The sequence below is a fragment of the Pseudomonas fragi genome (assembly GCF_025426255.1).
Lineage (GTDB): Bacteria > Pseudomonadota > Gammaproteobacteria > Pseudomonadales > Pseudomonadaceae > Aquipseudomonas > Aquipseudomonas kulmbachensis.
Genome location: NZ_CP104861.1, coordinates 904,372 through 927,987 on the forward strand (window position 1 = coordinate 904,372; position 23,616 = coordinate 927,987).

Genomic DNA, 23,616 nt, shown 5'->3' on the forward strand with positions numbered 1-23,616 from the left:
CCATGAAAATCGTTGAAGCGCGCGTGATCGTCACCTGCCCGGGTCGCAACCTGATTACCCTTAAAATTGTCACTGACTCCGGTGTCTACGGTATCGGCGATGCCACTTTGAATGGCCGGGAAATGGCGGTCGTTGCCTACCTCGAAGAGCACGTGCTACCAGCGCTGATCGGGCGTGATGCCCAGCGTATCGAGGACATCTGGCAATACCTGTACCGCGGTGCCTACTGGCGTCGTGGCCCGGTGACAATGACCGCGATTGCTGCCGTTGACGTCGCGTTGTGGGACATCAAGGCCAAGGCCGCCAATATGCCCTTGTACCAGTTGCTCGGCGGCAAGAGCCGCGAGCGGGTGATGGTGTACGGGCATGCCACGGGCAAGGACATCGAAGGTTGCCTGGCCGAAGTCGCCCGCCATGTTGAACTGGGTTACAAGGCGGTTCGCGTGCAATGCGGGATTCCGGGCATCGCCACCACCTATGGCGTCGCCAAGCGCAGTGGCGAACGTTATGAACCGGCCGACAGCGATCTGCCCGCCGAGCATGTGTGGGACACCGCCAAATACCTCAACTATGTGCCCAAGCTGTTTGCCGCCGTACGCGAACGCTTTGGCGATGACTTGCACATCCTGCATGACGTCCACCATCGGCTGACGCCAATTGAAGCCGGGCGTTTGGGCAAGGCCGTTGAACCGTTCAATCTGTTCTGGCTCGAAGACTGCACCCCGGCCGAGAACCAGGAAGCCTTCCGCCTGATTCGCCAGCACACCACCACGCCATTGGCCGTGGGTGAAATATTCAACTCGATTCATGACTGCCGCGAGCTGATTCAGGAACAGTTGATCGACTATATCCGCGCCACGCTGGTCCACGCCGGGGGCATTACCCATGTGCGCCGGATCGCCGACTTTGCTGCGCTTTATCAGGTTCGCACCGGGTTCCATGGCGCCACCGATCTGTCGCCGGTCACCATGGGTGCGGCGCTGCATTTCGATACCTGGGTGCCCAACTTTGGCATTCAGGAACATATGCCTCACGACCCGCTGACCGATGAGGTTTTTCCTCACGCCTATCGCTTTGAAGACGGTCATTTCACTCCCGGTGAAACTCCGGGGCATGGCGTGGATATCGATGAAGAACTCGCCGCCAAATACCCCTACAAGCGCGCCAGCCTGCCGGTCAATCGACTCGAAGACGGCACGCTGTGGCACTGGTAAGCACGGCTTAAAAGCGTTTAGCACGACTGTTAAATAACTATAAAAAACTGGGCGTCATGCCTTGGCAGGAGTTACCCGATGAAAGCGTTTCAAGTAAGAGCTCCCTTTGAGTTCGGCCTGGCCCAGGTTGATACCCCGCAACTGGCGCGCAATGAGGTCAAGGTTGACGTGGCCTATGCCGGTATCTGCGGCTCGGACCTGCATATCATTCACGGGCAGAACGCCTTTGTGCGCTTCCCCCGGGTAACCGGTCATGAGTTCTCTGGCGTGGTCAGCGACGTCGGCGCGGACGTGGAGCAGATCAAGGTCGGCGACCGCGTGTGCATCGATCCGGTGATCAGCTGCGGCACCTGCTACCCGTGCCGCATCAATCGGCCCAACGTCTGTACCCAGCTGCAAGTGATTGGCGTACACCGCGACGGTGGTTTCAGTGAGCAGGTCTGCGTGCCAGCAAGCAATGTCCATCGCCTGCCGCAGAGCATGTCCCTCAGCCATGCCGCATTGGTGGAACCGTACTCCATCGCCCTGAACGTGCTTGACCGCATGCAGCCGCACCCCGGCGACAGCCTGCTGATTTACGGCGCTGGCGTGATCGGCCTGACCCTGGTGCAAATGGCCCGTGCGTTGGGGCTGACCGACATTACTGTGACCGACGTGATTGACGAACGCCTGGCAACCGCCCGCGCCTTTGGCGCCAGCCGCACCCTTAACGGCAAGGACGTGGACGTTGAGGCGACGATGCGCGAACTGACCGGTGGCGAAGGCGTGCCGCTGATTGTCGATGCGGCCTGCATTCCGGCGCTGATGCCACAAATGGTGCGCATAGCCTCATCGGCCGGGCGTATCGGTTTACTGGGTTTCAGCACCACACCAACCGATCTGGTGCAGCTGGAAATGATCAAGAAAGAACTGACGTTGGTCGGTTCGCGCCTTAACAACCGCAAGTTCGCGCGGGTGATCGAGCTGATCGCCAGTGGCAAGTTGCAGGTCCAGGAAATGATCAGCCACCGCATCCAGTTCGATGAAATGCCGGAGGCGATCGCGTTGATCGAAAACCACCCCGAGCAGACTCGCAAGGTGCTGGTGCAACTGAGCGCCAAGGAGATTTCGTAGCAGTTGCCGCAGGCTACGTTCGGTTGCGCAGCAATCGTAAATCCAGAGTTCCAGGTTTGCCTGATACACCCAGGAGCCTGACCTTACGACAGCTTCGCTGCCGGACGCAGCCTTCGGCAGCTGCTACGAGTTTTGCGTACCGCACACAGATACACGTGCCCCAGCGGGCACCCTCACCGAATAAAACAACAAGCGGGAGGTTCCAATGTTTGGTCAAGGTCGTACGTTAGTCATCATCATGCTGTTCCTGGCAGGCGTTATTAACTACCTGGATCGCTCGGCATTGTCCGTGGCAGCCCCCTTCATCCAGAAAGACTACGGTCTGACCACGGGTGAAATGGGCATGATTTTCAGTAGTTTCTTCGTCGGTTATGCGGCATTCAACTTTATCGGCGGCTGGGCGGCCGACCGCTACGGCGCGAAAACCACGCTGCTGTTGGCCATGGTGCTGTGGTCGCTGTTCAGTGGTCTGACGGTATTGACCGTCGGCTTCATGTCGCTGGTGTTTATCCGCATCCTGTTCGGCATGGGCGAAGGCCCACTGAGCGTGACCACGAGCAAGATGGTCAACAACTGGTACACCCCCAAACAAAGGGCGCGGGCACTGGGCACCTCGATGTCCGGCACCCCATTGGGTGGCGCAATTTCCGGGCCGGTAGTGGGCTTTATCGCTATCAGCTACGGTTGGAAAATCTCGTTCGTCATCATCATGTTGGTGGGCCTGGTGTGGGCTGCGGTCTGGTACAAGTTCGTCAAGGACAAGCCTACCGGTAAGGTCGCCGAAGAAATTGCCCAGGGCGAAGGCCAGAGCGCGATGGCGGCTCAGCCGGTTCATCCGTTGCGTTACTACCTCAAGCAACCGACAGTGTTGTTCACCTCGCTGGCGTTCTTCTCGTACAACTACACGCTGTTCTTCTTCCTGACCTGGTTCCCCAGCTACCTGACCATGGCCCACGGCCTGAACGTCAAAGAAATGAGTATCGCCACGGTTATTCCCTGGGTGTTGGGCTTCCTTGGCCTGGCGCTGGGCGGCTTTATTTCCGACTTTGTGTTCAAGAAAACCGGGCGAATGATGTTTTCGCGCAAAGTGGTGCTGGTCACCTGTCTGTTGGCGTGTGCGGTGTGCATCGGCTTTGCCGGGATCGTCAAAACCCTGTATCCGGCGGTCGCGCTGGTGGCTCTGGCGGTGTTCTTTCTGTACCTCACCGGTGCGATCTACTGGGCAATCATCCAGGACACGGTGCCTGCTGCTCGCGTCGGTGGTGTCAGTGGCTTCATGCACTTGCTGGCCAATACCTCGGGCATTATCGGCCCGACCCTGACCGGCTTTCTGGTGCAGTTCAGCGGCTCGTTCACCAGTGCCTTCCTGTTGGCGGGGCTGCTGACCATCATCGGAGCCGTGTGTGTGGCGCGCTATGTCAAACCGCTGCCGGTGATCGATGAGTCCGTGCCGCCAGCAACCGTGCCACGTTCGGCCCTGAGCCACCCTTGAGGAGAAGGTTGATGTCTGTCGTTCAACGCGTTCCTTCAGCCCCAACCGCGGCTGAAATCGGCATCGTGCATCTGGGGTTGGGGGCGTTTCATCGCGCCCACCAGGCGGTCTATTTGCAGCGCAACCTCAATCGTCACGGTGAAAGCCAGTGGGGGGTGTGCAGTGCCAACCTGCGTTCCAATCGCGCTTTGGTCGAGCAGTTGCGCGCGCAACAATGCCGCTATGCCGTGGCCGAGTATCGTGACCGTGAACAGGTGACGTTGCGTGAGATCACAGTGGTGCGTGAAGCGCTGTATGCCGGTGATGGCGGTGATGAGCTGGAGCTGTTGTTGCAGCGCATGGCCGACCCGCGCACGCGGATCGTCACCCTGACTGTGACCGAAAAGGGCTATTGCCTGAGCCCGGCCACGGGCCAGTTACGCCTGCAGGATTCAGCGATTATCCACGACCTTGCCCACCCCCAGACGCCGCGCACCGCTCCGGGGATTGTGCTGGAGGCGTTGCGTCGGCGTCATGTGGCAGGTATCCCGGCATTTACCGTGTTGTGCTGCGACAACATGCCGGACAACGGCCAGCGCACCCGCCAGGCAGTCATGGGGCTGACGGTTAAAGGCAGCGAGCTGGCGCAGTGGATCGAGCAGCACGTGGCTTTTCCCGGTTGCATGGTCGACCGCATCGTTCCGGCCATGGACGCGCAGGCATTCAGCGGTCTGGAGCAACTTGGTTGCCAGGACCCCGCGGCAGTGGTGTGTGAAAGCTTCAGCCAGTGGGTGATCGAGGATCACTTCCCCCAGGGCCGTCCCGACTGGGAGGTGGAGGGCGTGCAGATGGTGACTGACGTGCGGCCCTTTGAAACCATGAAGCTGCGCATGCTTAACGGCAGCCATTCACTGCTGGCCTATATTGGCTTGCTTGCGGGGCACGAGACGGTATTCGAGGCAATCAGCGATCCTCATCTGCTGCGGTTTATCCAGCGCTATATGGCCCAGGAGGCCGCGCCGACTCTGGATATGCCGCCGCAGATCGACGTGTCCGGTTATGGCCGCGACCTGTGCGCGCGCTTTGCCAACGACAGCCTGCAACATCGACTGCGTCAGATCGCCATGGATGGCTCGCAAAAACTGCCGCAGCGCTGGTTGCAAGGCGCGCAGGAACTGCTCGATGCGGGGCACGGCATGGACTGCATTGCGTTGGGTATTGCGGCCTGGATTCGCTACTGCACACAGCCCTTGCCCGGCAGAGATGCCCATGTGGTCGACGATCCGCTGAGCGCAACTTTCGCTGACCTGGCCGGGCGTTTTGACGGTGCCCAGCGGGTAGATGCGTTCCTCGATCTGGAGCAGGTATTCCCGGTCGTACTGTCGGCGCGCGCAGATTTTCGCGATGCGGTTCAGGGCGCTTATCGCGCACTGGAGCGCAACGGTATGGCCAGTCATTTAAAAACTCTAGCGGCACACAACTAACAAAAAGGGAGATAGACATGGAACAGACTTGGCGTTGGTTTGGCCCCCAGGACCCGATTTCGCTGGCGGATGTGCGCCAGACCGGAGCGACCGGAATTGTCACCGCGTTGCACGAAATCCCCAATGGCCAGGTTTGGCCGGTGGAAGCGATTGCGGCACGCAAGCAGATGATTGAAAACGCCGGTCTGACCTGGTCGGTTGTGGAAAGCATCCCGGTGCATGAAGACATCAAGCGTGGTTGCGGCCGCCGTGACGAGTACATCGCCAACTACCAGCAAAGCGTGCGTAACCTGGCGAGCTGCGGCATCGATATCGTCTGCTACAACTTTATGCCAGTGCTCGACTGGACCCGTACCGACCTGGCCTGGGAAATGGACGACGGTGGTTGGGCGCTGCGTTTTGACCAGACCGCTTTTGCCGCTTTCGATCTGTTTATCCTGCAGCGTCCGGGGGCTGAGGCCGAGTACAGCGCCGACGATATCCAGCAGGCGAGGGTTTACTTTGAGAGCCTGACACCTGAGCAGAGTGAGCAACTGGTCAACACCCTGATTGCCGGTCTGCCTGGTGCCGAAGAACATTACAGTCTGGACGATTTCCGCGCCTTGTTGCGCACCTACGCCGATATCGACGAAGCCAGGTTACGCGAGCATCTGGGGCACTTTTTGCGTGAGGTCATCCCGGTCGCAGAAGAAGTAGGGGTGCGCATGGCGATCCATCCGGACGATCCACCGCGGGCGCTGCTGGGCCTGCCGCGTATTCTGTCGACCGCCGCCGACGCGCAATGGTTACTGGACGCAGCCCCCAGCCCGGCCAACGGTCTGACCTTCTGCACCGGTTCCTACGGCGTGCGTGAAGACAACGATCTGGTGGCGATGGCCAAGCAATTTGCGCCATTCATTTACTTCACCCACCTGCGCTCAACCCGCCGCGAGGCAGACCCGCGCAGCTTCCATGAGGCGCACCACCTGGGCGGCGATGTGGATATGGTCGGGGTGATCGGTGCGCTGGTTGCCGAGGACCTGCGACGTGAGCGCGAGGGCGGCCCACGTTTGCCGTTGCGTCCTGATCACGGCCATCAGTTGTTGGATGACCAGCACCGCAAGAGCAACCCTGGTTACTCGCTGATCGGTCGCCTCAAGGGCCTGGCCGAGATCCGCGGGGTTGAATTGGCAATGCGCCAGCAGTTGGCGTGAGCGCAGCAACATGCTGGATTTTGTAGTCGCGGTCGAGCTCCGGCGAGGCGGCGATCGGCGACGTAGTCGTCGTTAAATTCAGACACGGCGGTGTGCCGTCGTAAATCCGGTACTCAGGATTTACGACGGCTACGCAGTCGAATGCAGCCTCGTTCTACTCGTCAGCGCCTACACGTTTAGCCGCGGTAATCAGCTATCCACTTCCATGTGCCCTTACAACGGCAGCATTCTGTCTTGAATAACCCGCTTCATCACGAGGGTCGAGGTGAGGCGTTGAACGTTGGGCAGTGAGGTCAGGCGCTCATCGTAAAGCTGCTGAAAGGCCGGAAGGTCGGCTGCAACAACATGCAGCAGATAGTCCGGGTCACCGAACAGCCTTTGCGCGTCGACGATTTGCGAGGTTTCGATCACCGCTGCTTCAAAATCTGCAATCGCCTGGCGGGTGACTTCACGCAAGGTGACGAACACCATCGCGGAAAAATTCAGCCCCAGCTCGCTCGGCGCCAGCAGGGCGCGGTAGCCCAGGATCACGCCAGAGTCTTCCAGCGCACGCACGCGACGATGACAGGGCGAGAGGCTCAGGCCAACGCGTTCGGCCAGTTCAGTGAGCGAAAGTCGGCCATCGGCTTGAAGCTGCGCAAGAATCTTTCTGTCAATTCGATCCACGTGGAAGAACCTTCCCTTGTGATTGCTTCTGGTTGGGATAAACGAAAGATAATCCTACCAGCATTTCCTTATTCTTCTTTTGCCTGCTGGCGCTTTTATCGGTGACAGAGGTGAAGGGTCGTGCCCTTCAAAAGCCATCGAGGTTCCAGCGTAGAAGGTAAATTCTTGTGACTCTCAGCGTGTTGGCCGCTTTTTGGGCGGTGTCGTTTTTGTTCATCATCACACCCGGTGCAGATTGGGCTTACGCGATCTCTGCGGGCATGCGCGGGCGCTTGGTTACGCCTGCGGTGGCGGGCATGCTCTCCGGACATTTGCTGGCCACGTTGATTGTGGCCGCCGGTGTGGGCGGGCTGGTGGCACGCAATCCGATGATCCTTACCGGGCTGACGGTTGCCGGAGCGGTGTATTTGCTCTGGTTGGGTGTGTGCATGCTCAGGGATCCCGCGACGCCTCAGTCCGGGCAGGGGCAGGTATCTGATTCATGGTCGCGCTGGGCGTGGAAGGGGTTGTGTGTCAGTGGCTTGAACCCCAAGGTTTTGTTGCTGTTTCTGGCCCTTTTACCGCAATTTACCGACCCGCTGTCGACCTGGCCGATACCGACGCAAATCATTGCCCTGGGTGCGTTGCATGCGGTCAGTTGTGCTGCGGTATATCTGATGGTCGGCTTTAGTGCCCAGGCCGTATTACAGACCCGGCCAAGTGCGGCGAAAAACGTCAGTCGGGTGTCTGGCGCGGTGATGGTCCTGATCGCGGTGGTGTTGCTGGCGGAGCAGGCCTACAGTTGAGGCTCCCCCAGACTACCGAGGATGAAGCTGTGGCAACCACTGAAAGCGATCTGCACACAACGCCGCGGGCGGTGATTGATTTCTGGAAGCAGGCGGGGCCCAGGCACTGGTTCGCCAAGGATGAGACGTTCGACGATCTATTTCGCGAGACCTTCTACACAGCTCACTTCCAGGCCGCCAGACGCGAACTTGAGCACTGGATGGAGCAGCCCGAGGGCGCACTGGCGTTGCTGTTGCTGCTGGATCAGTACCCGCGAAATTCATTTCGCGGCACCGCGCATATGTTCGCTACGGACCCGCTGGCGCGCTTCTACGCCCGCCAGATGATTGCTGGTGGTATGGACAAGCAAGTCGATGCGGCCTTGCGCCTGTTTTGTTATTTGCCGTTTGAGCATTCGGAAAACAGTGACGACCAGCAGCTGTCGCTGCAACTGCATCACGCCCTCGATCCGAAGGACTCAAAATGGGCAGAAGACCACGCTGAAATCATCCAGAGATTCGGACGCTTTCCACATCGCAACGATGTTCTAGGACGCGAGACCACCGAACAGGAGCGCATGTTTTTGAATGAGGGTGGATTTGCGGGTTGAGTGGGCATCAGGTGCTGCGGCTGGGGAAAGGCTCTGCAAGCAGGCATAATCGGCGCCTGAACCCCCTCACCTGATTCGGAGTCACCCATGAAGCCCCTCGCCCTGCTGACCTTGGCCCTGATCCTCACGGGTGGACTGTTCAGCACCGGTGCGGCTGCGGCAGGTGATGCGCAAGCGGGCGGCACACTGTTCACTAAAACCTGTGGTGGCTGCCACAGCATCGGGGAGAACGCCCGCAATGGCTTTGGCCCGCAACTCAACGGCGTGATCGGGCGGCTGGCCGGGGCGAGCGCTGGCTACCAGTACTCCGACGCCATGAAAAACTCTGGCGTGGTGTGGACCCGGGAAAAACTGGCGGCCTATATCGAGGCTCCGAAAAAAGTGGTGAGTGGCACGCGGATGATCTTCTGGGGGATCAGTGATCCCGAGAAAATCGACAACCTGCTGGCTTACATTGAGACGTTTCAGGGGCAGTGATCACTGAACGGCCTTCAAGTAATCCTTGAGCGTCAGCAGTGCAGGGTGCATCTGTTCCAGGGTCTGCGCGTTTCTGACATCGCAGGACAGCTTTTGCAGCTCGCGGCCCATGGGTGTCTGTTCGCCGCCTAAAGCGTTCAGCGCCAGATCCAGACACTGGTCGACTTTATGCTGGATGGTATCGATATCGGCATTGCGCACTTCAAAGGCAAACACGTCGCGCTGATAGTCGTCCATCACCGGATCGTCGCGCAAAATCGGGCTGCTGCCGTCCGTCTCATGCACCAGCTTGAGAGAGAAAAGGGCGACTGCCTCCAGCGTCAATTCCATGGTCCGGGTCCTCTATTAAATTCTGTACTTCATGCAATGGGTGCTATGCCGCGCGATTGTACAGTCAGGGATTGCTATCCGCCTAAAGCTGTCGCCATCAGGTCACTCGTCACCGCCGGGCACGGCGTGCGCAGGGTCTTCTAAGCTGTAAGGTCGCAGTTTCCGATAATTTCTGGAGCAGTCATGACCTCTAATACCATTCGGCTTCACCGCATAATCAAAGCAACGCCGGAGCGCATATATCGTGCGTTTCTGGATGCCGATGCCCTGACCAAATGGCTGCCCCCGAACGGGTTTACGGGCAAGGTTCACCATCTGGACGCAAAGGTAGGTGGGACTTTCAAAATGTCGTTCAGCAATTTTGGTAGCGGCCAGGTTCACTCGTTCGGCGGGGAATACCTTGAGCTGGTACCCCATGAGCTGATTCGCTATACGGACAAATTCGACGATCCCGCCCTGCCGGGCGTCATGCAGACAACCGTGTCTTTGCGTGAGGTGTTCTGTGGCGTGGAGTTGACTGTGGTGCAAGAGGGGATCCCCGAGATCATTCCGCCAGAGGCGTGCTACCTGGGGTGGCAGGAGTCGCTGGTACTGCTGGCCCAACTGGTTGAGCCAGAGATCCCTTGATGCAGTCTGCTGCGAGTGCAGTTGTATCCCGCAGGCAGCACGGTTTTTTTGTATTCAAGGTGCATTGAGCAGCACCTTGAGATCAGGACGCCCCGAACATTGTCGGCTGCGTCCGCCGATCCGCGCATCTCTGCCACTTCGGACATTCCATGATTGGGGCCTCTAGGGCGAGCTGATTTTCGTTGATCTTGAATAGCAGGGAAGGAACTAAGTCAGAGTTTGTGCCCCCAAAAGTCAGGATTGGTGTCCAACTTTTGGGGGCAGTTCATTTGGAGTGCGTATCCCCTGCAGGAACTGTCGAGTGAAACGGGGGGGGCGATCTTTTGGTTCTGAACTTAATGGGATTAGAACCGGTAATTGAGCCCAAGCGTCAACGACCGCTCAGGTGCCGGTTGACGGCCCCAGGGGCTGGTGTCGATGCCGCGGAAGTAATACTCGCGGTTGAACAGGTTGCTGACGCCTGCTGAAGCGGTCAGCAGGCTGTTATCCTGGAGTTTGAACTCACGCTCGATCGCGGTATTCCATACCCAATAGGCCGGGAGTTTGCCCACCGAAGCCGTCGCGCCTTCGTCACCGGAATTGGCGGCGTCGGTGTAGGCGCTGCTGACGAACAGGCCGTCAAGACTGTAGGTCCAGTGCTCGGCGAAGCGATAACGGCCGTCGACATTGAACTGGTTTTTTGAGGCGAACGGGACTTCGTTGTCCTTGAAGGCGCCGTTGCGCTGTTTGGCATCGAGGTAGGCGTAGCTGGCGTGCAGGTCGAGGTCGGGCAGCGCGGCCGGGGTCCAGAACACTTCGGTCTCAATGCCCTGGTGACGGGTGCTGCCAAGGTTGTCGAAGCGGTCGGTGGTCGCGTTATAGACGATCTGGTCGCTAAAATCGATACGGTACAGACCGGCGTCCACCCGCAGACCTTGCCATGGCGTATAACGCACGCCGGTCTCGTAGTTCCAGGCCAACTCGGCGCCGACGTCACCTTCCTTGACGATCTGCGTGACCTGCGGCGGACGCAGGGATTTCTGCGCGTTGGCGTAGATGAACCAGTCATCGCTGGCCTGGAAGCCCACGGTCAGGCCGGGCAGCCATTCTTCTGATTTGTTTTCATGCTGGAACCCGGTGATGCCGTCGTCGTAGTTCATGCGCGCGTTTTCGTAACGCACGCCCGGCGTAATGGTCAGCCGGTTGTCGAGCAGGCCGATGGCGTTGCTGAGGTAAAAGGCCTTGGCATCGTCTTCGAACGTCCAGTCGCGGAACGGCGTGGTGGTGCCTGTGGCGAGGCTTTGGCGATTGACCTTGTAGTCGATGTCTTCCTTGACGTAACGCGCGCCCAGCAACCAGGTCTGGCTGAAGCTGTCACCATCGATGCTCATGCTCAGGCGCGGTTCAGTGCCCCAGACCTTAAAGTCGCGCGGGCCGTCCTGCTTGGTCACCGCCGCGCCGTCCGGGGTGAAGGGCAGGCCGACCACGAAGTTGCGGTAGCTGTTGTGAGCGAAGTTGGTCCAGCTGAATGCCACTGAATCGAACGGGCCCATCGCGCCCAATTGCTGGGTGTAGGTGCCCCAGACGCGGTCGGTATCGCCTTCGAAGCGGTCCAATGGGCGGGTCGATTGGCGTGGGTCGTCCTTGTAATCCTTGACGCTGAGGGCGCCGGCCAGGTCCATGTCGGCCTTGTAATGCTGCACGCCGAAGCTCAGGTCGCGATCATCGTCGATGTTCCATTGGCCACGCAGGCGATAGTTCTGGATATCGGTGTCGGAATGCTCGCGGGCGGTTTCACCATTGATGGTATTGAGGTCCAGTTGCAGGCCGAAGTTGTCGGTCAGGTAGCCGCCGGTGCCGATGTAGGTGTCCCACAATTGGCGGCCTCCGGCGTTGAACGTGGTGCGTTCCTGCAAGGTGGTTTCCCATTCCTTGGGAATCGGTTTGCTGATGAAGTTGATCACCCCGCCGACGTTGTTCGGGCCGTATTGCACTGCGGCGCCACCGCGCACGATGTCGATCCGGTCGACGGTCGCGAGAGTCACCGGGAACAGCGACAAACCGGTCTGGCCGTAAGGCGCGAGGGCCAGGGGAATGCCGTCTGACAAGGCCTGGACCCGGCCGCTACGGCTTTCATACAGGCCTCTGACGGAAATCTGCGGCAGGGCACCGGTGCCGGTTTCGTCGAAGATTTTCACTCCAGGCACCCGTTGCAACGCATCGTCGACGCCGCGCACGCTGGCTTTTTTCAGGTCTTCTTCTTTGACCATCGAACGGCTGCCGGGGTAGGTGAGGACTTCCGGGTCCGTTGCGCCACCGAGCACGTCGCCCTTGATCACCATTGGCGCGATGTACTGGACTTCGGGCGGTTTGGCGGCCACCGGTTCCTGTGCCGGGACGATGATGAACGTGTGCTCATCGCGCACTCGGGATTGCAGGCCGCTGTGGTCGAGCAGTCGCGACAAGGCTTGTTGTGGTGTATAGCTGCCCTTGACCGCGTTGGTAGTTTTGCCCGCAGTAATGTCGCTGGCAAAGATGATCTGCACCGACGATTGCCGCGCCAGGGCATTGAGTGCCTTGTCCAGGCTGGTGCTCGGCAGGTCGAGTTCGACCTTGTCCTGGGCCTGCGCCGACAGGGCGAACAACAGGCTGGTGGCGAGGACGGACAAAGGCAAATGCCGGCGGTACTTCATGGACGGTGTTCCTTGGAAAGTGGGGTCTGCCTTACTAGCCGCCACGGGTGCGGAAAAACCCTACCTCTGTCGGAAATTATTTTTTCGCCGCCTTGCGCCGCACATGCGTAGTGCCATCGGCCTCGGTGTTGAGGCTCAAGGGCAGGATGCTCGGCAGCAGGTTCAACAAGTCTTCGACGTTACGATTATCGAACACGCCGCTGATCGGCAGGCTGGCCAAGCTCGGGTCATCGAGCACAATAGACGGTTTGCGGTAGCGCTGGATTTGCCCCAGCGCCTCGGCCAGTGGCGTGCGGTAGAAAATCAGCCGATTGTCCTTCCAGGCAATGGCGGCCTCGGTGTCGACGGCGAGCGGTGGTTGTAGCTGGTTTTGCCGCACATCGACTTGCTGCCCCGGCACCAGTTGCACGGTGTGCCCGGCATCGGCGGTGGTGCCCACGCTGACAGCGCCACGCACCAGCGTCACGCGCACGGCATCCGTGAGGTGGCTGACGCTGAACAGTGTGCCGAGGACGTTGATTTGGGTGGTGCCCGCGTCCACGCGGAACGGTCGGATTCTGGTCTTCGACACATCGAACAGCGCCTGACCGGACTGCAGTTGCACATGCCGGGAACGCAGGTGCCAGGTGACCGAGGCCCGGGAGTCGCTGTCCAGAGTCATGTGACTGCCATCGGCGAGATTCAATACCCGGCGCTCGCCGACCGCCGTATGGAACTGCTCGCTGTGATAGGCCGGATCGATCCAGGCCAGCCCCGCGCCGAGCATCACCAGCAACATCGCGGCACCTAGAGTTTTGCGCGGTTTGCGCGGCGTAGGTGTCGGCAACGGGAAGCGATTGCGCAACTCTTCGCGATGGCGCGCGAGTGCTTCATCTTCACGGGACAGTGGCGGTTTTGGGGGGCGCGTGGGGCTCACTGGGCAAGCTCCATGGCATGCAGATCAGTGTCATCAAGGTAGGCGCGGCAGGCGGCCAGGCCTAGGCGCAGATGCTTTTCAACGGTCTTCAAGGAGACGCCCATCTGCGCCGCCACTTCGGCCTGCGACAGTTCATGAATCTTGTGCATGACGAAGACCATCTGACAGCGCGGCGGCAATTGTGCGATGGCCTGGGCCAGGCGCTCGAATTCCCGGGCGGCCTCATATTGACGCGGTGGCAGGGGGGCTTCGCACACTGGCTCGCTCAGGTCGGGCAGGGCGACGATCAAGGCCTGGCGCCGGCGTTCGCTGCGATAACGGCTGACCGCCTGGTCGTGGGAAATCTTGCGCAACAAGGCCAATGGCGTGCGCACATCCTCTCGTTCGCGTTTTTCCAGCAATTGCACGCAGACGTCATGCACCACTTCGCGGGCAAATCCCCGATCCCCGAAACGTCGACGAACATGGTCGACCAAGTCGTCGTAGTGACGCACCAGGGTGCTGATCAGCGATGGCTTGGCTGGGTCGAACGACATGATGGACCTGAGGCGATGCAGAGCGGCTGTAAATATAAATGAGAAACCTTTCCATTCATAGCCTCGACAATGATCGCCTTCGGTCGAAGGACTGCAGGAGGAGGCGAGTAGCATCCGCCGCCCCAATGACGATTACTTGCCGCCAATGCTTACTGGTAGGGCGCGATCTGGTCATTAATCAGCGCCGCCTGGTCTTCCATGTTCATCAGGTCGTTCCACTCCTGCACCCATTGCTGAATCGCCACCAGATCACGGCCTCTGCAATGCCAAACCCGCTCGAGCCGCCGACGGCGTGTCAGCGTCCCCGGCCTTGAGTCATGCGTCAGCAGTTGCGCGAAAGGAGCGGGCTTTGGCAATGTCGATGGCAGCTTTGGCAGAACGTTTCTGTTCCAGAGGGTCGGCGCGCTTCATCCTTGTATCCCAGAGCTCGGTATTTTTCTCGGGATACAATTGGGGATATAGGGATGCAGGGACACAGCGGATAGGGAGAGACAGGGGTAGATCGACAGGCACAAAAAAACCGGCGCGGGGGCCGGTTTCTCTGTGCTGCAAGTCCTGGTAGAGACTTGCAGGTACTGCTATATGGTGCCCCGAGGGAGACTCGAACTCCCACTTCTTTCGAAAACGGATTTTGAATCCGCCGCGTCTACCAATTCCGCCATCAGGGCTCAATGGCGGCGAAGTATAGAGATGAGATTTAGGTCGGTCAACAACTTATTGGTCTATTTTTACTAAGTCCGTTAAACTCCCCGGCCCTGCTAGACGAAACCTATCATGCGCGTTGCTGACTTTACTTTCGAACTCCCTGATTCGCTCATCGCACGCCATCCTTTGGCGGAGCGCCGCAACAGTCGCCTGCTGACCCTGGACGGGGAGAGCGGCGTACTGGCACATCGTCAATTCACTGATTTGCTTGAGCATTTACGCCCGGGCGACTTGATGGTGTTTAACAATACCCGGGTGATTCCGGCTCGCTTGTTTGGCCAAAAAGCCTCGGGCGGCAAGCTGGAAATTCTGGTTGAGCGGGTGCTCGACAGTCACCGGGTGCTGGCGCATGTGCGCTCCAGCAAGTCGCCAAAACCAGGCTCGAAGATCCTGATTGACGGTGGTGGCGAAGCCGAGATGTTGGCGCGCCACGATGCGTTGTTCGAGCTGGGCTTTGCCGAAGAGGTTCTGCCGTTGCTGGACCGTGTCGGGCATATGCCGTTGCCGCCTTATATCGATCGCCCGGACGAAGGTTCAGACCGCGAGCGTTATCAGACGGTCTACGCACAACGCCTGGGTGCCGTAGCGGCACCGACGGCGGGGCTGCATTTTGATGAGCCGCTGATGCAGGCCATCGCTGCCAAAGGCGTCGATACGGCATTTGTGACTTTGCACGTGGGGGCGGGTACGTTCCAGCCGGTGCGGGTCGAGCGCCTTGAAGATCACCATATGCACACCGAATGGCTTGAAGTTGGCCAGGATGTGGTCGACGCCGTGGCTGCGTGCCGGGCGCGTGGCGGGCGGGTGATTGCCGTGGGTACCACCAGCGTGCGTTCGCTGGAAAGTGCTGCCCGTGATGGCGTGCTCAAGCCGTTCAGTGGCGATACCGATATCTTTATTTTCCCGGGTCGACCGTTTCATGTGGTCGATGCTTTGGTGACCAATTTCCATTTGCCGGAATCCACGCTGCTGATGCTGGTTTCGGCGTTCGCCGGTTATCCCGAAACCATGGCGGCCTACAAGGCTGCGGTTGAGCATGGGTACCGCTTCTTTAGTTACGGTGATGCAATGTTCATCACCCGCAATCCTGCGCCGACGGCTCCTGCCCCGGCCCCAGAGGATCAAGCATGAGCAACTGTCGTATGTCTTTCGAGCTACTTGCCACTGATGGCAAGGCTCGTCGCGGTCGTCTGACCTTTCCCCGTGGCGTGGTTGAAACCCCGGCGTTCATGCCGGTCGGTACCTACGGCACGGTCAAGGGCATGCTGCCGCGCGATATCGTCGATACCGGCGCGCAGATGATTTTGGGTAACACCTTTCACCTGTGGCTGCGCCCTGGCACTGAAGTCATCAAGAAGCACGGCGACCTGCACGACTTCATGAAGTGGCAAGGTCCGATCCTGACGGATTCGGGCGGTTTCCAGGTGTTCAGCCTGGGCGCCATGCGCAAGATCAAGGAAGAGGGCGTGACTTTCGCCTCGCCGGTCGATGGCGCCAAGGTGTTCATGGGCCCGGAAGAGTCGATGCAGGTCCAGCGTGACCTGGGCTCGGACGTGGTGATGATTTTTGACGAATGCACCCCGTACCCGGCTGACGAAGACGTGGCGCGTATCTCCATGGAGCTGTCGTTGCGCTGGGCTCAGCGTTCGAAAAATGCCCATGGCGACAACACCGCGGCGTTGTTCGGTATCGTTCAGGGCGGCATGCACCAGGAATTGCGCAAGCGTTCACTGGACGGTCTGGACAAGATCGGCTTTGACGGCCTGGCCATCGGCGGTTTGTCGGTAGGCGAGCCCAAGCATGAAATGATCAAGGTGCTGGACTATCTGCCTGCGATGATGCCGGCTGACAAACCTCGTTACCTTATGGGGGTTGGCAAGCCAGAAGATCTCGTTGAGGGTGTGCGCCGCGGTGTGGACATGTTCGATTGCGTGATGCCAACCCGCAATGCCCGCAACGGGCATCTGTTTATCGACACCGGTGTAATCAAGATCCGCAATGCGTTCCATCGCCATGATGATTCGTCGCTGGATCCGACTTGCGACTGCTACACCTGCCAGAACTTCTCCCGCGCTTATCTGCATCATCTGGACAAGTGCGGCGAAATGCTGGGGAGCATGCTCAATACCATCCACAATTTGCGGCACTATCAGGTGCTCATGGCTGGTTTGCGCGAGGCTATTCAACAGGGTACATTGGCCACCTTTGTCGACGCCTTCTATGCCAAGCGCGGGCTGCCTGTGCCGCCTTTGGACTGAGTTTCGGACCTTTAAGAAACAACATTGCAACTGGAGTGCTTCATGAGCTTTTTCATCTCTTCCGCTTTCGCGGACGCTGCTGCACCTGCCGCTGCTGGCCCTATGGGTGGTGGTTTTGAATGGATTTTCCTGGTCGGCTTCCTGGTCATCTTCTATCTGATGATCTGGCGTCCACAGGCCAAGCGCGCTAAAGAGCAGAAAGCCCTGCTGGGTAACCTGCAAAAAGGCGACGAGATCGTGACCACTGGCGGTATCGCCGGCAAAATCGTCAAGGTTTCCGATGCTTTTGTTGTTATCGAAGTGTCTGACACTGTCGAGTTGAAAATTCAGAAAGGCTCTGTTGCAGCCACGTTGCCAAAAGGCACGCTGAAAGCGATCTAAGTTTCAACTTTTAACAATCGACGGGGCGCGCAAGGCGCCCCGCGTTTTAAGCGGGCGGCGTGATTGATGCTGAACAAATACCCTCTGTGGAAATACATACTGATCCTGGCAGTGCTGGCGATCGGTTTTATTTATTCCGCTCCCAATCTGTACCCTGATGATCCGGCTATCCAAGTGTCGGGTGCGAGCACGGCCCTGCAGGTCACTCAAGCTGATCTGGATCGCGCAAGCAAGGCGCTGACGGATGCAGGCATTGCTGTGAAGGGTGCTTCCCTGGCCCAGAATGGCAAAGGTGGTTTGCTGCGTCTGGTCAAGAAAGACGACCAGCTGCCGGCAAAGGATGTCGTACGCAAGGCCTTGGGCGACGACTATGTCGTAGCGCTCAACCTGGCACAGACCACGCCTCAATGGTTGCGTAGTCTGGGTGCTCACCCAATGAAACTGGGTCTGGACTTGTCGGGTGGTGTGCACTTCCTGCTGGAAGTGGACATGGACAAAGCTGTCGATGCACGTATGAAAGTGTACGAAGGCGATGTCAAAAGCCTGCTGCGTAAAGAGAAAGTGCGTTATCGCAGCCTGCCGCAACTCAACGGTGCCATTCAGTTGGGCTTTACTGATGAAGCAACTCGTGAGCAAGCGCGTGGCCTGATCCGCAAGAGCTTCAATGACTTCGACATTACCGCTGCCGACCTGAACGGTCAGCCGGTTCTACGTCTGGCGATGACCCCGGCCAAGCTGGCGGAAATCCGTGAATATTCCATCAAGCAAAACCTGACAACCGTCCGTAACCGGGTCAACGAGTTGGGTGTTGCCGAGCCTTTGGTTCAGCGTCAGGGTGCCAACCGCATCGTGGTTGAGCTGCCAGGCGTACAAGACACCGCCGAAGCCAAGCGTATCCTGGGCAAGACGGCCAACCTTGAGTTCCGTCTGGCTGCTGAGCCGGGCGCTTCCAAAGCCACTTCCGAAACCTTCGAGTTCCGTGAAGGCAACCGTCCTACGGCTCAGATCGAGCGTGGCCTGATCATCACGGGTGACCAGGTAACCGACGCCCAGGCAGGTTTTGACGAGCACGGCCGGCCACAGGTGAACATCAAGCTTGATGGTCATGGTGGCGAGCTGATGAGCCGTTCCACTCGCAGCAACGTTGGCCGCAGCATGGCGGTAATCTTCATCGAGCAGAAGCCGGTGACGACTTACGTCAAGAAAGTGGTTGATGGTGTTGAGAAGGACGTACCGGTTCAGTCGTTCAAGGAAGAGAAAAAAATCATCAGCCTGGCGACCATTCAGTCGCCGCTGGGCAGTCAGTTCCGGATTACCGGTCTGAATGGCCAGGGTGAAGCTTCGGAGCTGGCTCTGCTGTTGCGTGCCGGTGGTCTGGCGGCGCCAATGTACTTCGCTGAAGAGCGCACTATTGGTCCGAGCCTGGGTGCTGACAACATTACCAAGGGTATTGATGCATCGCTGTGGGGCATGTTGTTTGTGTCGATCTTCATCATCGCCATCTACCGCTTCTTCGGTGTGATCGCGACGGTGGCGCTGGCGGGAAACATGGTCTTGCTGCTGGCTCTGATGTCGGTGCTGGGTGCAACCCTGACGCTTCCGGGTATTGCCGGTATCGTGTTGACGATGGGTATGGCGGTCGATGCCAACGTACTGATCTTCTCGCGGATACGTGAAGAAATTGCCAATGGTATGACAGTGCAGCGGGCTATCAACGAAGGCTTCAGTCGTGCCTTTACAGCGATTGTCGACTCCAACCTGACAACTCTGCTGGTCGGCGGGATCCTCTTCGCCATGGGTACTGGGCCGGTTAAAGGCTTTGCAGTGACCATGTCTCTGGGGATCTTTACCTCGATGTTCACGGCCATTATGGTCACCCGCGCACTGGTTAACCTGGTGTATGGCGGTCGGGACTTCAAGAAGTTGTGGATTTAAGGGGCTGCCATGTTACGTACAATCAACTTCATGGGCGTTCGCAACATTGCGTTCGGCGCCACTGTACTGCTTACCGTGCTGGCCTTGTTCAGCATGTTCCACAAGGGCATGAACTACGGCCTGGACTTCACCGGCGGTACGCTCATCGAGCTGACCTACGAGAAGCCGGCTGATTTGACCAAGGTGCGTACCGAGCTGGCTTCGGCCGGTTTCCACGATGCTGTGGTGCAGAGCTTTGGTGCGACAACTGACTTGCTGGTGCGTATGCCTGGTGACGACCCGTTGCTGGGTAACAAGGTAGCGGCTGCGCTGGGTCAGGCAGACACGGCCAACCCGGCAGTCATCAAGCGCGTCGAGTTCGTTGGTCCGCAGGTAGGTGAAGAGCTGCGCGACCAGGGCGGCCTTGGCATGCTGATGGCGCTGGGCGGCATCATGCTGTACCTGGCCTTCCGCTTTCAGTGGAAGTTCGCGGTCGGCGCGATCGTGTCTCTGGTTCACGACGTGATCGTGACCATGGGCATCCTGTCCTGGTTCCAGATTACCTTCGACCTGACGGTGTTGGCGGCGGTGCTGGCAATCATCGGTTACTCGCTCAACGACACCATTGTGGTGTTTGACCGGGTACGGGAGAACTTCCGCGTGCTGCGCAAGGCCACTCTGGTCGAGAACATCAATATCTCGACTACGCAAACCCTGCTGCGCACCATGGCGACTTCGATCTCCACCTTGCTGGCAATTGCTGCGCTGCTGATCTTCGGTGGCGATAACTTGTGGGGCTTCTCGATTGCACTGTTTGTGGGTGTATTGGCGGGTACTTACTCGTCGATCTACATCGCCAACGTGGTGCTGATCTGGTTGAACCTCAGTGCCGAGGATCTGATCCCGCCTGTGGCGAGTGAAAAAGAGATTGATGACCGTCCATAACGGGTAGTTATCGACAAGGTTGTACCAAAAAGGCGCGAGTATTGAACTCGCGCCTTTTTTTGTGCTCCAAGGCTGGGAGTAGCGTGGGACTGTTCCCACTTGTGATGGTCTGGAGGTTCACGTGAACAAGTCTTTGCTGGTGGGTGCTGTATTGGGTGCTGTCGGTGTGACTGCCGGAGGTGCTTTCGCGACCTACAGCTTGGTAAAAGCTCCTGATGCTGCGCAGGTTCTGGCTGTGGTGCCGGTCAACCAGCAGATCAAGACACCGCGTGAGGTGTGCAAGGATGTGGCTGTGACACGTCAGGCGCCGGTCAAGGATCAGCATCAGATCGTTGGTAGCGTGATCGGTGCGGTGGCGGGCGGTTTGCTGGGTAATCAGATTGGTGGCGGTACCGGCAAGAAAATTGCCACGGTAGCCGGTGCGGTCGGCGGTGGTTATGCGGGGAACAAGGTGCAGGAAGGCATGCAGGAGCGTGATACCTACACTACGACCCAGACGCGCTGTAATACGGTCAACGACATCAGCAGCAAGGTCGTCGGCTACGACGTGCGTTATTCGCTTAATGGCAAGGAAGGCAAGGTGCGGATGGATCACGAGCCAGGCAAGGAAATTGCCGTGGACAAGCAGGGTCAGCTGATTCTGAATTAAGCCGCAGCCTGCCTTTTTTGTGGGGCGGGCTTGCTGGTGACGTTGAGAGTAAATACTGGCCAAAAAAAAGCACCCCGAAGGGTGCTTTTTTTATGTCCGAATTTCGCTTAGCGTTTCAGCGAGGCCGGCAGGTGTGGCTGGATTGCGGTCAGAACAGCTTTGAAGCACTTGGTGTTGCCGGCAACGATGTGACCTTTTTCAAGGAAGTCGTGGCTACCGGTGAAGTCACTGACCAGGCCGCCGGCTTCTTGGATCAGCAGTGCGCCTGCAGCCATGTCCCACTCGGACAGGCCCGACTCCCAGAATGCATCAAAACGCCCGGCAGCAACGTAAGCCAGGTCCAGGCTGGCAGCGCCTGCGCGGCGGATACCGGCAGTCTGGCCAACCAGGCTGCGGAACATGCCCAGGTAGTTATCCAGGTTGTCCATCTGGTTGTCGCGGAACGGGAAGCCAGTGCCCAGCAGGGCGCCTTCGAGGCTGGTGCGGCCGCTTACGCGCAGACGACGACCGTTCAGTTGGGCGCCACGGCCACGGCTGGCGGTGAACTCTTCCTGGCGAACCGGGTCGAGAACCACTGCGTGCTCAAGGCGGCCACGGTATTTACAAGCGATGCTGACGGCGAAGTGTGGAACGCCGCGCAGGAAGTTGGTGGTGCCATCCAGTGGGTCGATGATCCACAGGTAGTCTTCACCTTCACCGCTGCCTGGGTGCATGCCGGTTTCTTCACCGAGGATGCCGTGCGTCGGGTAGGCCTTGCGCAGGGCGTCGATGATTTTCTGTTCAGCAGCACGATCGACTTCAGAGACGTAATCCTTGGCGTCTTTTTCGTCAACCTTGATGGTATCCAGGCGCTCGATGGAGCGGAAAATCAATTCACTGGCGCTGCGGGCGGCGCGCAGCGCGATATTCAGCATGGGCTGCATGGACGTTTCACCTAAGGTTGTTAAAGAAAGCCGAATATTCTATCAGAAAACTTTGGTAGATGAAGGTTTGCGTTAGCTTTCGTAGCTTATGGCGTTTTGCTTAGGTAAGATTTGCACCCTTTTGCTGGTCTGTGAGCGCTTCCTTTGCTGCCTAATATTCGTGTCGTTCTGGTCAATACCAGCCATCCCGGGAACATCGGCGGTGCTGCGCGTGCCATGAAAAACATGGGATTGACGCGGCTGGTGCTGGTGGAGCCAAGAGTGTTTCCGCACCATGAGGCTGATGCGCGGGCGTCGGGGGCGGGTGACATTCTTGAGAATGCACAAGTCGTTGCGACCCTCGAAGATGCCCTGGTTGGTTGTAATCTGGTGCTGGGCACCAGTGCTCGAGATCGTCGTATCCCTTGGCCACTGCTGGATCCTCGCGAGTGCGGGCAAAAAGTGGTTGAGGAGGCGGCGCAAGGTGCTGAAATTGCGTTGGTGTTTGGTCGTGAAGACTCCGGCCTGACCAATGACGAGTTGCAGCGCTGTCACTTTCATGTGCATATCCCGTCGGATCCTGAGTTCAGCTCGCTGAATCTGGGTGCGGCCGTGCAAGTCTTGAGCTACGAAATCCGCATGTCTTGGCTGGCGGCTCAGGGGCAGCCGAGCAAGGTCGAGAAGGATGAGGTGGCGTCCACTAAAAGTGGCGAGTTGGCAACCATGGATGAGCTGGAGCGCTTTTACGAGCATCTGGAGCAAACGCTGGTAGCTATTGAGTTCCTTGATCCGGAAAAGCCGCGTCACCTGATGGCGCGCTTGCGTCGACTGTACGGGCGTAGCTCCGTTAGTCGGGCAGAAATGAACATTTTGCGTGGCATTCTCACCGAAACCCAAAAAGCAGCCCGTGGCGAGCTGCTCAAGCGCAAGGATTAAAGATGTTCGAGCGTCTGCGTGAAGATATCCAAAGTGTGTTTCATCGTGATCCTGCAGCGCGCAACGCTTTCGAGGTGTTGACGTGCTATCCGGGGATGCATGCGATCTGGATTCACCGCTTGTCGAGGCTGCTGTGGCAGGCCGGCTGGAAGTGGCTGGCACGTCTGGTGTCGAACTTCGGACGCTGGCTGACCGGGATCGAAATTCATCCGGGGGCCAAGGTGGGGCGTCGATTCTTTATCGATCACGGTATGGGTATTGTGATCGGCGAGACCGCCGAGATCGGTGATGACGTAACCCTCTATCAGGGTGTGACGCTGGGCGGCACAAGCTGGAACAAGGGCAAGCGCCACCCGACGCTGGGAGATGGCGTTGTGGTCGGGGCGGGCGCCAAGGTCTTGGGGCCGTTCACGGTGGGTGCCGGGGCCAAGGTTGGTTCCAATGCGGTGGTGACCAAGGCGGTTCCGGCGGGTGCGACTGTGGTGGGCATTCCGGGGCGGATCATTGTCAAAAGCGATGATGAGGTCGAGGCCAAGCGCAAGGCGATGGCCGAGAAAATCGGTTTTGATGCCTATGGCGTCGGTGAGGACATGCCGGATCCGGTGGCGCGTGCCATTGGTCAGTTGCTGGATCACTTGCAGGCGGTCGACGGCAAGCTTGATGGGATGTGCGGTGCGCTCAAGGATCTGGGTAGCCCTTACTGTGCGAAAGATCTGCCTGAGCTGCGCGAAGAAGACTTCGCCTGCGTCAAGGACAAGGACGAAAGCAAGGCGGTGTGAAGCTGCTGTAGCCGCTGCCGCAGGCTGCGATCGAGCGCGAAGCGGTCGTGCTTTTGAGGTCGAAGGAAAGTCC

24 protein-coding genes and 1 tRNA gene are annotated in these 23,616 nt (G+C 58.7%); 17 read left to right on the forward strand and 8 right to left on the reverse strand.

Going from position 1 to position 23,616, the window contains the following annotated elements; genetic code table 11:
• Positions 1 to 2 precede the first annotated feature (2 nt).
• The 5 genes from manD (at position 3) to uxuA (ending at position 6,475) form a co-directional block, all read left to right on the forward strand.
• Positions 3 to 1,214: a D-mannonate dehydratase ManD gene (gene manD / locus N7D90_RS04335; RefSeq protein ID WP_261741035.1), complete on the forward strand. Its 1,212-nt coding sequence runs from the start codon at positions 3 to 5 to the stop codon at positions 1,212 to 1,214.
• A 78-nt stretch (positions 1,215 to 1,292) separates the two neighbouring features.
• Entirely contained in the window at positions 1,293 to 2,327 is a 1,035-nt protein-coding gene (locus tag N7D90_RS04340; RefSeq protein ID WP_261741036.1) for a Zn-dependent oxidoreductase, read from the forward strand.
• A gap of 205 nt (positions 2,328 to 2,532) precedes the next feature.
• A complete protein-coding gene (locus N7D90_RS04345) occupies positions 2,533 to 3,819 on the forward strand; it encodes an MFS transporter (protein ID WP_261741037.1) in 1,287 nt (428 codons plus the stop codon).
• Between the two features lie 11 nt (positions 3,820 to 3,830).
• Positions 3,831 to 5,282, forward strand: a complete 1,452-nt coding sequence (locus N7D90_RS04350) for a mannitol dehydrogenase family protein (protein ID WP_261741038.1) — start codon at positions 3,831 to 3,833, stop codon at positions 5,280 to 5,282.
• Positions 5,283 to 5,299: 17 nt separating this feature from the next.
• Entirely contained in the window at positions 5,300 to 6,475 is a 1,176-nt protein-coding gene (gene uxuA / locus N7D90_RS04355; protein ID WP_261741039.1) for a mannonate dehydratase, read from the forward strand.
• Positions 6,476 to 6,688: 213 nt separating this feature from the next.
• On the opposite strand, the gene N7D90_RS04360 is transcribed toward uxuA, so the two are convergent.
• Positions 6,689 to 7,141 (reverse strand): Lrp/AsnC family transcriptional regulator, encoded by a 453-nt coding sequence (locus N7D90_RS04360; RefSeq protein WP_261741040.1) that lies wholly within the window; start codon positions 7,139 to 7,141, stop codon positions 6,689 to 6,691.
• Between the two features lie 167 nt (positions 7,142 to 7,308).
• On the opposite strand from N7D90_RS04360, the gene N7D90_RS04365 reads away from it, so the two are divergent.
• The 3 genes from N7D90_RS04365 (at position 7,309) to N7D90_RS04375 (ending at position 8,993) form a co-directional block, all read left to right on the forward strand.
• Positions 7,309 to 7,926 (forward strand): LysE family translocator, encoded by a 618-nt coding sequence (locus N7D90_RS04365; protein WP_261741041.1) that lies wholly within the window; start codon positions 7,309 to 7,311, stop codon positions 7,924 to 7,926.
• A gap of 29 nt (positions 7,927 to 7,955) precedes the next feature.
• Positions 7,956 to 8,516 (forward strand): DUF924 family protein, encoded by a 561-nt coding sequence (locus N7D90_RS04370; protein WP_261741042.1) that lies wholly within the window; start codon positions 7,956 to 7,958, stop codon positions 8,514 to 8,516.
• An 87-nt stretch (positions 8,517 to 8,603) separates the two neighbouring features.
• Positions 8,604 to 8,993: a c-type cytochrome gene (locus tag N7D90_RS04375; RefSeq protein WP_261741043.1), complete on the forward strand. Its 390-nt coding sequence runs from the start codon at positions 8,604 to 8,606 to the stop codon at positions 8,991 to 8,993.
• On the opposite strand, the gene N7D90_RS04380 is transcribed toward N7D90_RS04375, so the two are convergent.
• On the reverse strand, positions 8,994 to 9,323 hold the full coding sequence (locus N7D90_RS04380) for a hypothetical protein (RefSeq protein WP_261741044.1): 330 nt from the start codon (positions 9,321 to 9,323) through the stop codon (positions 8,994 to 8,996).
• 183 nt (positions 9,324 to 9,506) lie between these two features.
• On the opposite strand from N7D90_RS04380, the gene N7D90_RS04385 reads away from it, so the two are divergent.
• Positions 9,507 to 9,950, forward strand: coding sequence for an SRPBCC family protein (locus N7D90_RS04385; RefSeq protein ID WP_261741045.1), 444 nt, complete (start codon positions 9,507 to 9,509; stop codon positions 9,948 to 9,950).
• A 344-nt stretch (positions 9,951 to 10,294) separates the two neighbouring features.
• Here N7D90_RS04385 and N7D90_RS04390 read toward each other — a convergent pair whose 3' ends face one another.
• From N7D90_RS04390 to N7D90_RS04410, 5 genes are all read right to left on the reverse strand, one after another.
• A complete protein-coding gene (locus tag N7D90_RS04390) occupies positions 10,295 to 12,622 on the reverse strand; it encodes a TonB-dependent siderophore receptor (RefSeq protein WP_261741046.1) in 2,328 nt (775 codons plus the stop codon).
• A gap of 76 nt (positions 12,623 to 12,698) precedes the next feature.
• Complete coding sequence (locus N7D90_RS04395; protein ID WP_261741047.1) at positions 12,699 to 13,538, reverse strand: FecR family protein; 840 nt, start codon at positions 13,536 to 13,538, stop codon at positions 12,699 to 12,701.
• Complete coding sequence (locus N7D90_RS04400; protein ID WP_261741048.1) at positions 13,535 to 14,074, reverse strand: RNA polymerase sigma factor; 540 nt, start codon at positions 14,072 to 14,074, stop codon at positions 13,535 to 13,537. The genes N7D90_RS04395 and N7D90_RS04400 overlap by 4 nt, the downstream gene beginning before the upstream one ends.
• Positions 14,075 to 14,223: 149 nt before the next feature.
• On the reverse strand, positions 14,224 to 14,430 hold the full coding sequence (locus tag N7D90_RS04405; protein WP_395246886.1) for a hypothetical protein: 207 nt from the start codon (positions 14,428 to 14,430) through the stop codon (positions 14,224 to 14,226).
• A gap of 227 nt (positions 14,431 to 14,657) precedes the next feature.
• Positions 14,658 to 14,742 (reverse strand) — tRNA-Leu (locus tag N7D90_RS04410).
• Positions 14,743 to 14,848: 106 nt separating this feature from the next.
• Here N7D90_RS04410 and queA point away from each other — a divergent pair.
• From queA to N7D90_RS04440, 6 genes are all read left to right on the forward strand, one after another.
• Positions 14,849 to 15,910 carry a tRNA preQ1(34) S-adenosylmethionine ribosyltransferase-isomerase QueA gene (gene queA / locus N7D90_RS04415; RefSeq protein WP_261741049.1) on the forward strand — a complete coding sequence of 354 codons (1,062 nt, stop codon included), beginning with the start codon at positions 14,849 to 14,851 and terminating at the stop codon, positions 15,908 to 15,910.
• A gap of 11 nt (positions 15,911 to 15,921) precedes the next feature.
• Complete coding sequence (gene tgt, locus N7D90_RS04420) at positions 15,922 to 17,037, forward strand: tRNA guanosine(34) transglycosylase Tgt (RefSeq protein WP_261742376.1); 1,116 nt, start codon at positions 15,922 to 15,924, stop codon at positions 17,035 to 17,037.
• A 42-nt stretch (positions 17,038 to 17,079) separates the two neighbouring features.
• Positions 17,080 to 17,418 carry a preprotein translocase subunit YajC gene (gene yajC / locus N7D90_RS04425; protein WP_003443398.1) on the forward strand — a complete coding sequence of 113 codons (339 nt, stop codon included), beginning with the start codon at positions 17,080 to 17,082 and terminating at the stop codon, positions 17,416 to 17,418.
• Between the two features lie 66 nt (positions 17,419 to 17,484).
• Positions 17,485 to 19,353 (forward strand): protein translocase subunit SecD, encoded by a 1,869-nt coding sequence (secD, locus tag N7D90_RS04430; protein WP_261741050.1) that lies wholly within the window; start codon positions 17,485 to 17,487, stop codon positions 19,351 to 19,353.
• 9 nt (positions 19,354 to 19,362) lie between these two features.
• Positions 19,363 to 20,277, forward strand: a complete 915-nt coding sequence (gene secF / locus N7D90_RS04435) for a protein translocase subunit SecF (protein ID WP_261741051.1) — start codon at positions 19,363 to 19,365, stop codon at positions 20,275 to 20,277.
• A gap of 121 nt (positions 20,278 to 20,398) precedes the next feature.
• The gene (locus N7D90_RS04440; protein ID WP_261741052.1) at positions 20,399 to 20,926 is read left to right on the forward strand and encodes a glycine zipper 2TM domain-containing protein; all 528 of its coding nucleotides are present in this window, start codon (positions 20,399 to 20,401) and stop codon (positions 20,924 to 20,926) included.
• A 107-nt stretch (positions 20,927 to 21,033) separates the two neighbouring features.
• On the opposite strand, the gene suhB is transcribed toward N7D90_RS04440, so the two are convergent.
• Entirely contained in the window at positions 21,034 to 21,849 is an 816-nt protein-coding gene (gene suhB, locus N7D90_RS04445) for an inositol-phosphate phosphatase (RefSeq protein ID WP_026013996.1), read from the reverse strand.
• Between the two features lie 144 nt (positions 21,850 to 21,993).
• On the opposite strand from suhB, the gene trmJ reads away from it, so the two are divergent.
• Both trmJ and cysE read left to right on the forward strand, forming a co-directional pair.
• Positions 21,994 to 22,764, forward strand: a complete 771-nt coding sequence (trmJ, locus tag N7D90_RS04450) for a tRNA (cytosine(32)/uridine(32)-2'-O)-methyltransferase TrmJ (RefSeq protein WP_261741053.1) — start codon at positions 21,994 to 21,996, stop codon at positions 22,762 to 22,764.
• Positions 22,765 to 22,766: 2 nt separating this feature from the next.
• Positions 22,767 to 23,543 carry a serine O-acetyltransferase gene (cysE, locus tag N7D90_RS04455; protein WP_261741054.1) on the forward strand — a complete coding sequence of 259 codons (777 nt, stop codon included), beginning with the start codon at positions 22,767 to 22,769 and terminating at the stop codon, positions 23,541 to 23,543.
• Positions 23,544 to 23,616 lie beyond the last annotated feature (73 nt).

Coding starts and splice junctions, on each gene's coding strand:
- manD (WP_261741035.1), top strand. CDS start 3: ATGAAAATCGTTGAAGCGCGCGTGATCGTCACCTGCCCGGGTCGCAAC.
- N7D90_RS04340 (WP_261741036.1), top strand. CDS start 1,293: ATGAAAGCGTTTCAAGTAAGAGCTCCCTTTGAGTTCGGCCTGGCCCAG.
- N7D90_RS04345 (WP_261741037.1), top strand. CDS start 2,533: ATGTTTGGTCAAGGTCGTACGTTAGTCATCATCATGCTGTTCCTGGCA.
- N7D90_RS04350 (WP_261741038.1), top strand. CDS start 3,831: ATGTCTGTCGTTCAACGCGTTCCTTCAGCCCCAACCGCGGCTGAAATC.
- uxuA (WP_261741039.1), top strand. CDS start 5,300: ATGGAACAGACTTGGCGTTGGTTTGGCCCCCAGGACCCGATTTCGCTG.
- N7D90_RS04375 (WP_261741043.1), top strand. CDS start 8,604: ATGAAGCCCCTCGCCCTGCTGACCTTGGCCCTGATCCTCACGGGTGGA.
- N7D90_RS04380 (WP_261741044.1), bottom strand. CDS start 9,323: ATGGAATTGACGCTGGAGGCAGTCGCCCTTTTCTCTCTCAAGCTGGTG.
- N7D90_RS04385 (WP_261741045.1), top strand. CDS start 9,507: ATGACCTCTAATACCATTCGGCTTCACCGCATAATCAAAGCAACGCCG.
- N7D90_RS04390 (WP_261741046.1), bottom strand. CDS start 12,622: ATGAAGTACCGCCGGCATTTGCCTTTGTCCGTCCTCGCCACCAGCCTG.
- N7D90_RS04400 (WP_261741048.1), bottom strand. CDS start 14,074: ATGTCGTTCGACCCAGCCAAGCCATCGCTGATCAGCACCCTGGTGCGT.
- queA (WP_261741049.1), top strand. CDS start 14,849: ATGCGCGTTGCTGACTTTACTTTCGAACTCCCTGATTCGCTCATCGCA.
- tgt (WP_261742376.1), top strand. CDS start 15,922: ATGTCTTTCGAGCTACTTGCCACTGATGGCAAGGCTCGTCGCGGTCGT.
- yajC (WP_003443398.1), top strand. CDS start 17,080: ATGAGCTTTTTCATCTCTTCCGCTTTCGCGGACGCTGCTGCACCTGCC.
- secD (WP_261741050.1), top strand. CDS start 17,485: ATGCTGAACAAATACCCTCTGTGGAAATACATACTGATCCTGGCAGTG.
- secF (WP_261741051.1), top strand. CDS start 19,363: ATGTTACGTACAATCAACTTCATGGGCGTTCGCAACATTGCGTTCGGC.
- suhB (WP_026013996.1), bottom strand. CDS start 21,849: ATGCAGCCCATGCTGAATATCGCGCTGCGCGCCGCCCGCAGCGCCAGT.
- cysE (WP_261741054.1), top strand. CDS start 22,767: ATGTTCGAGCGTCTGCGTGAAGATATCCAAAGTGTGTTTCATCGTGAT.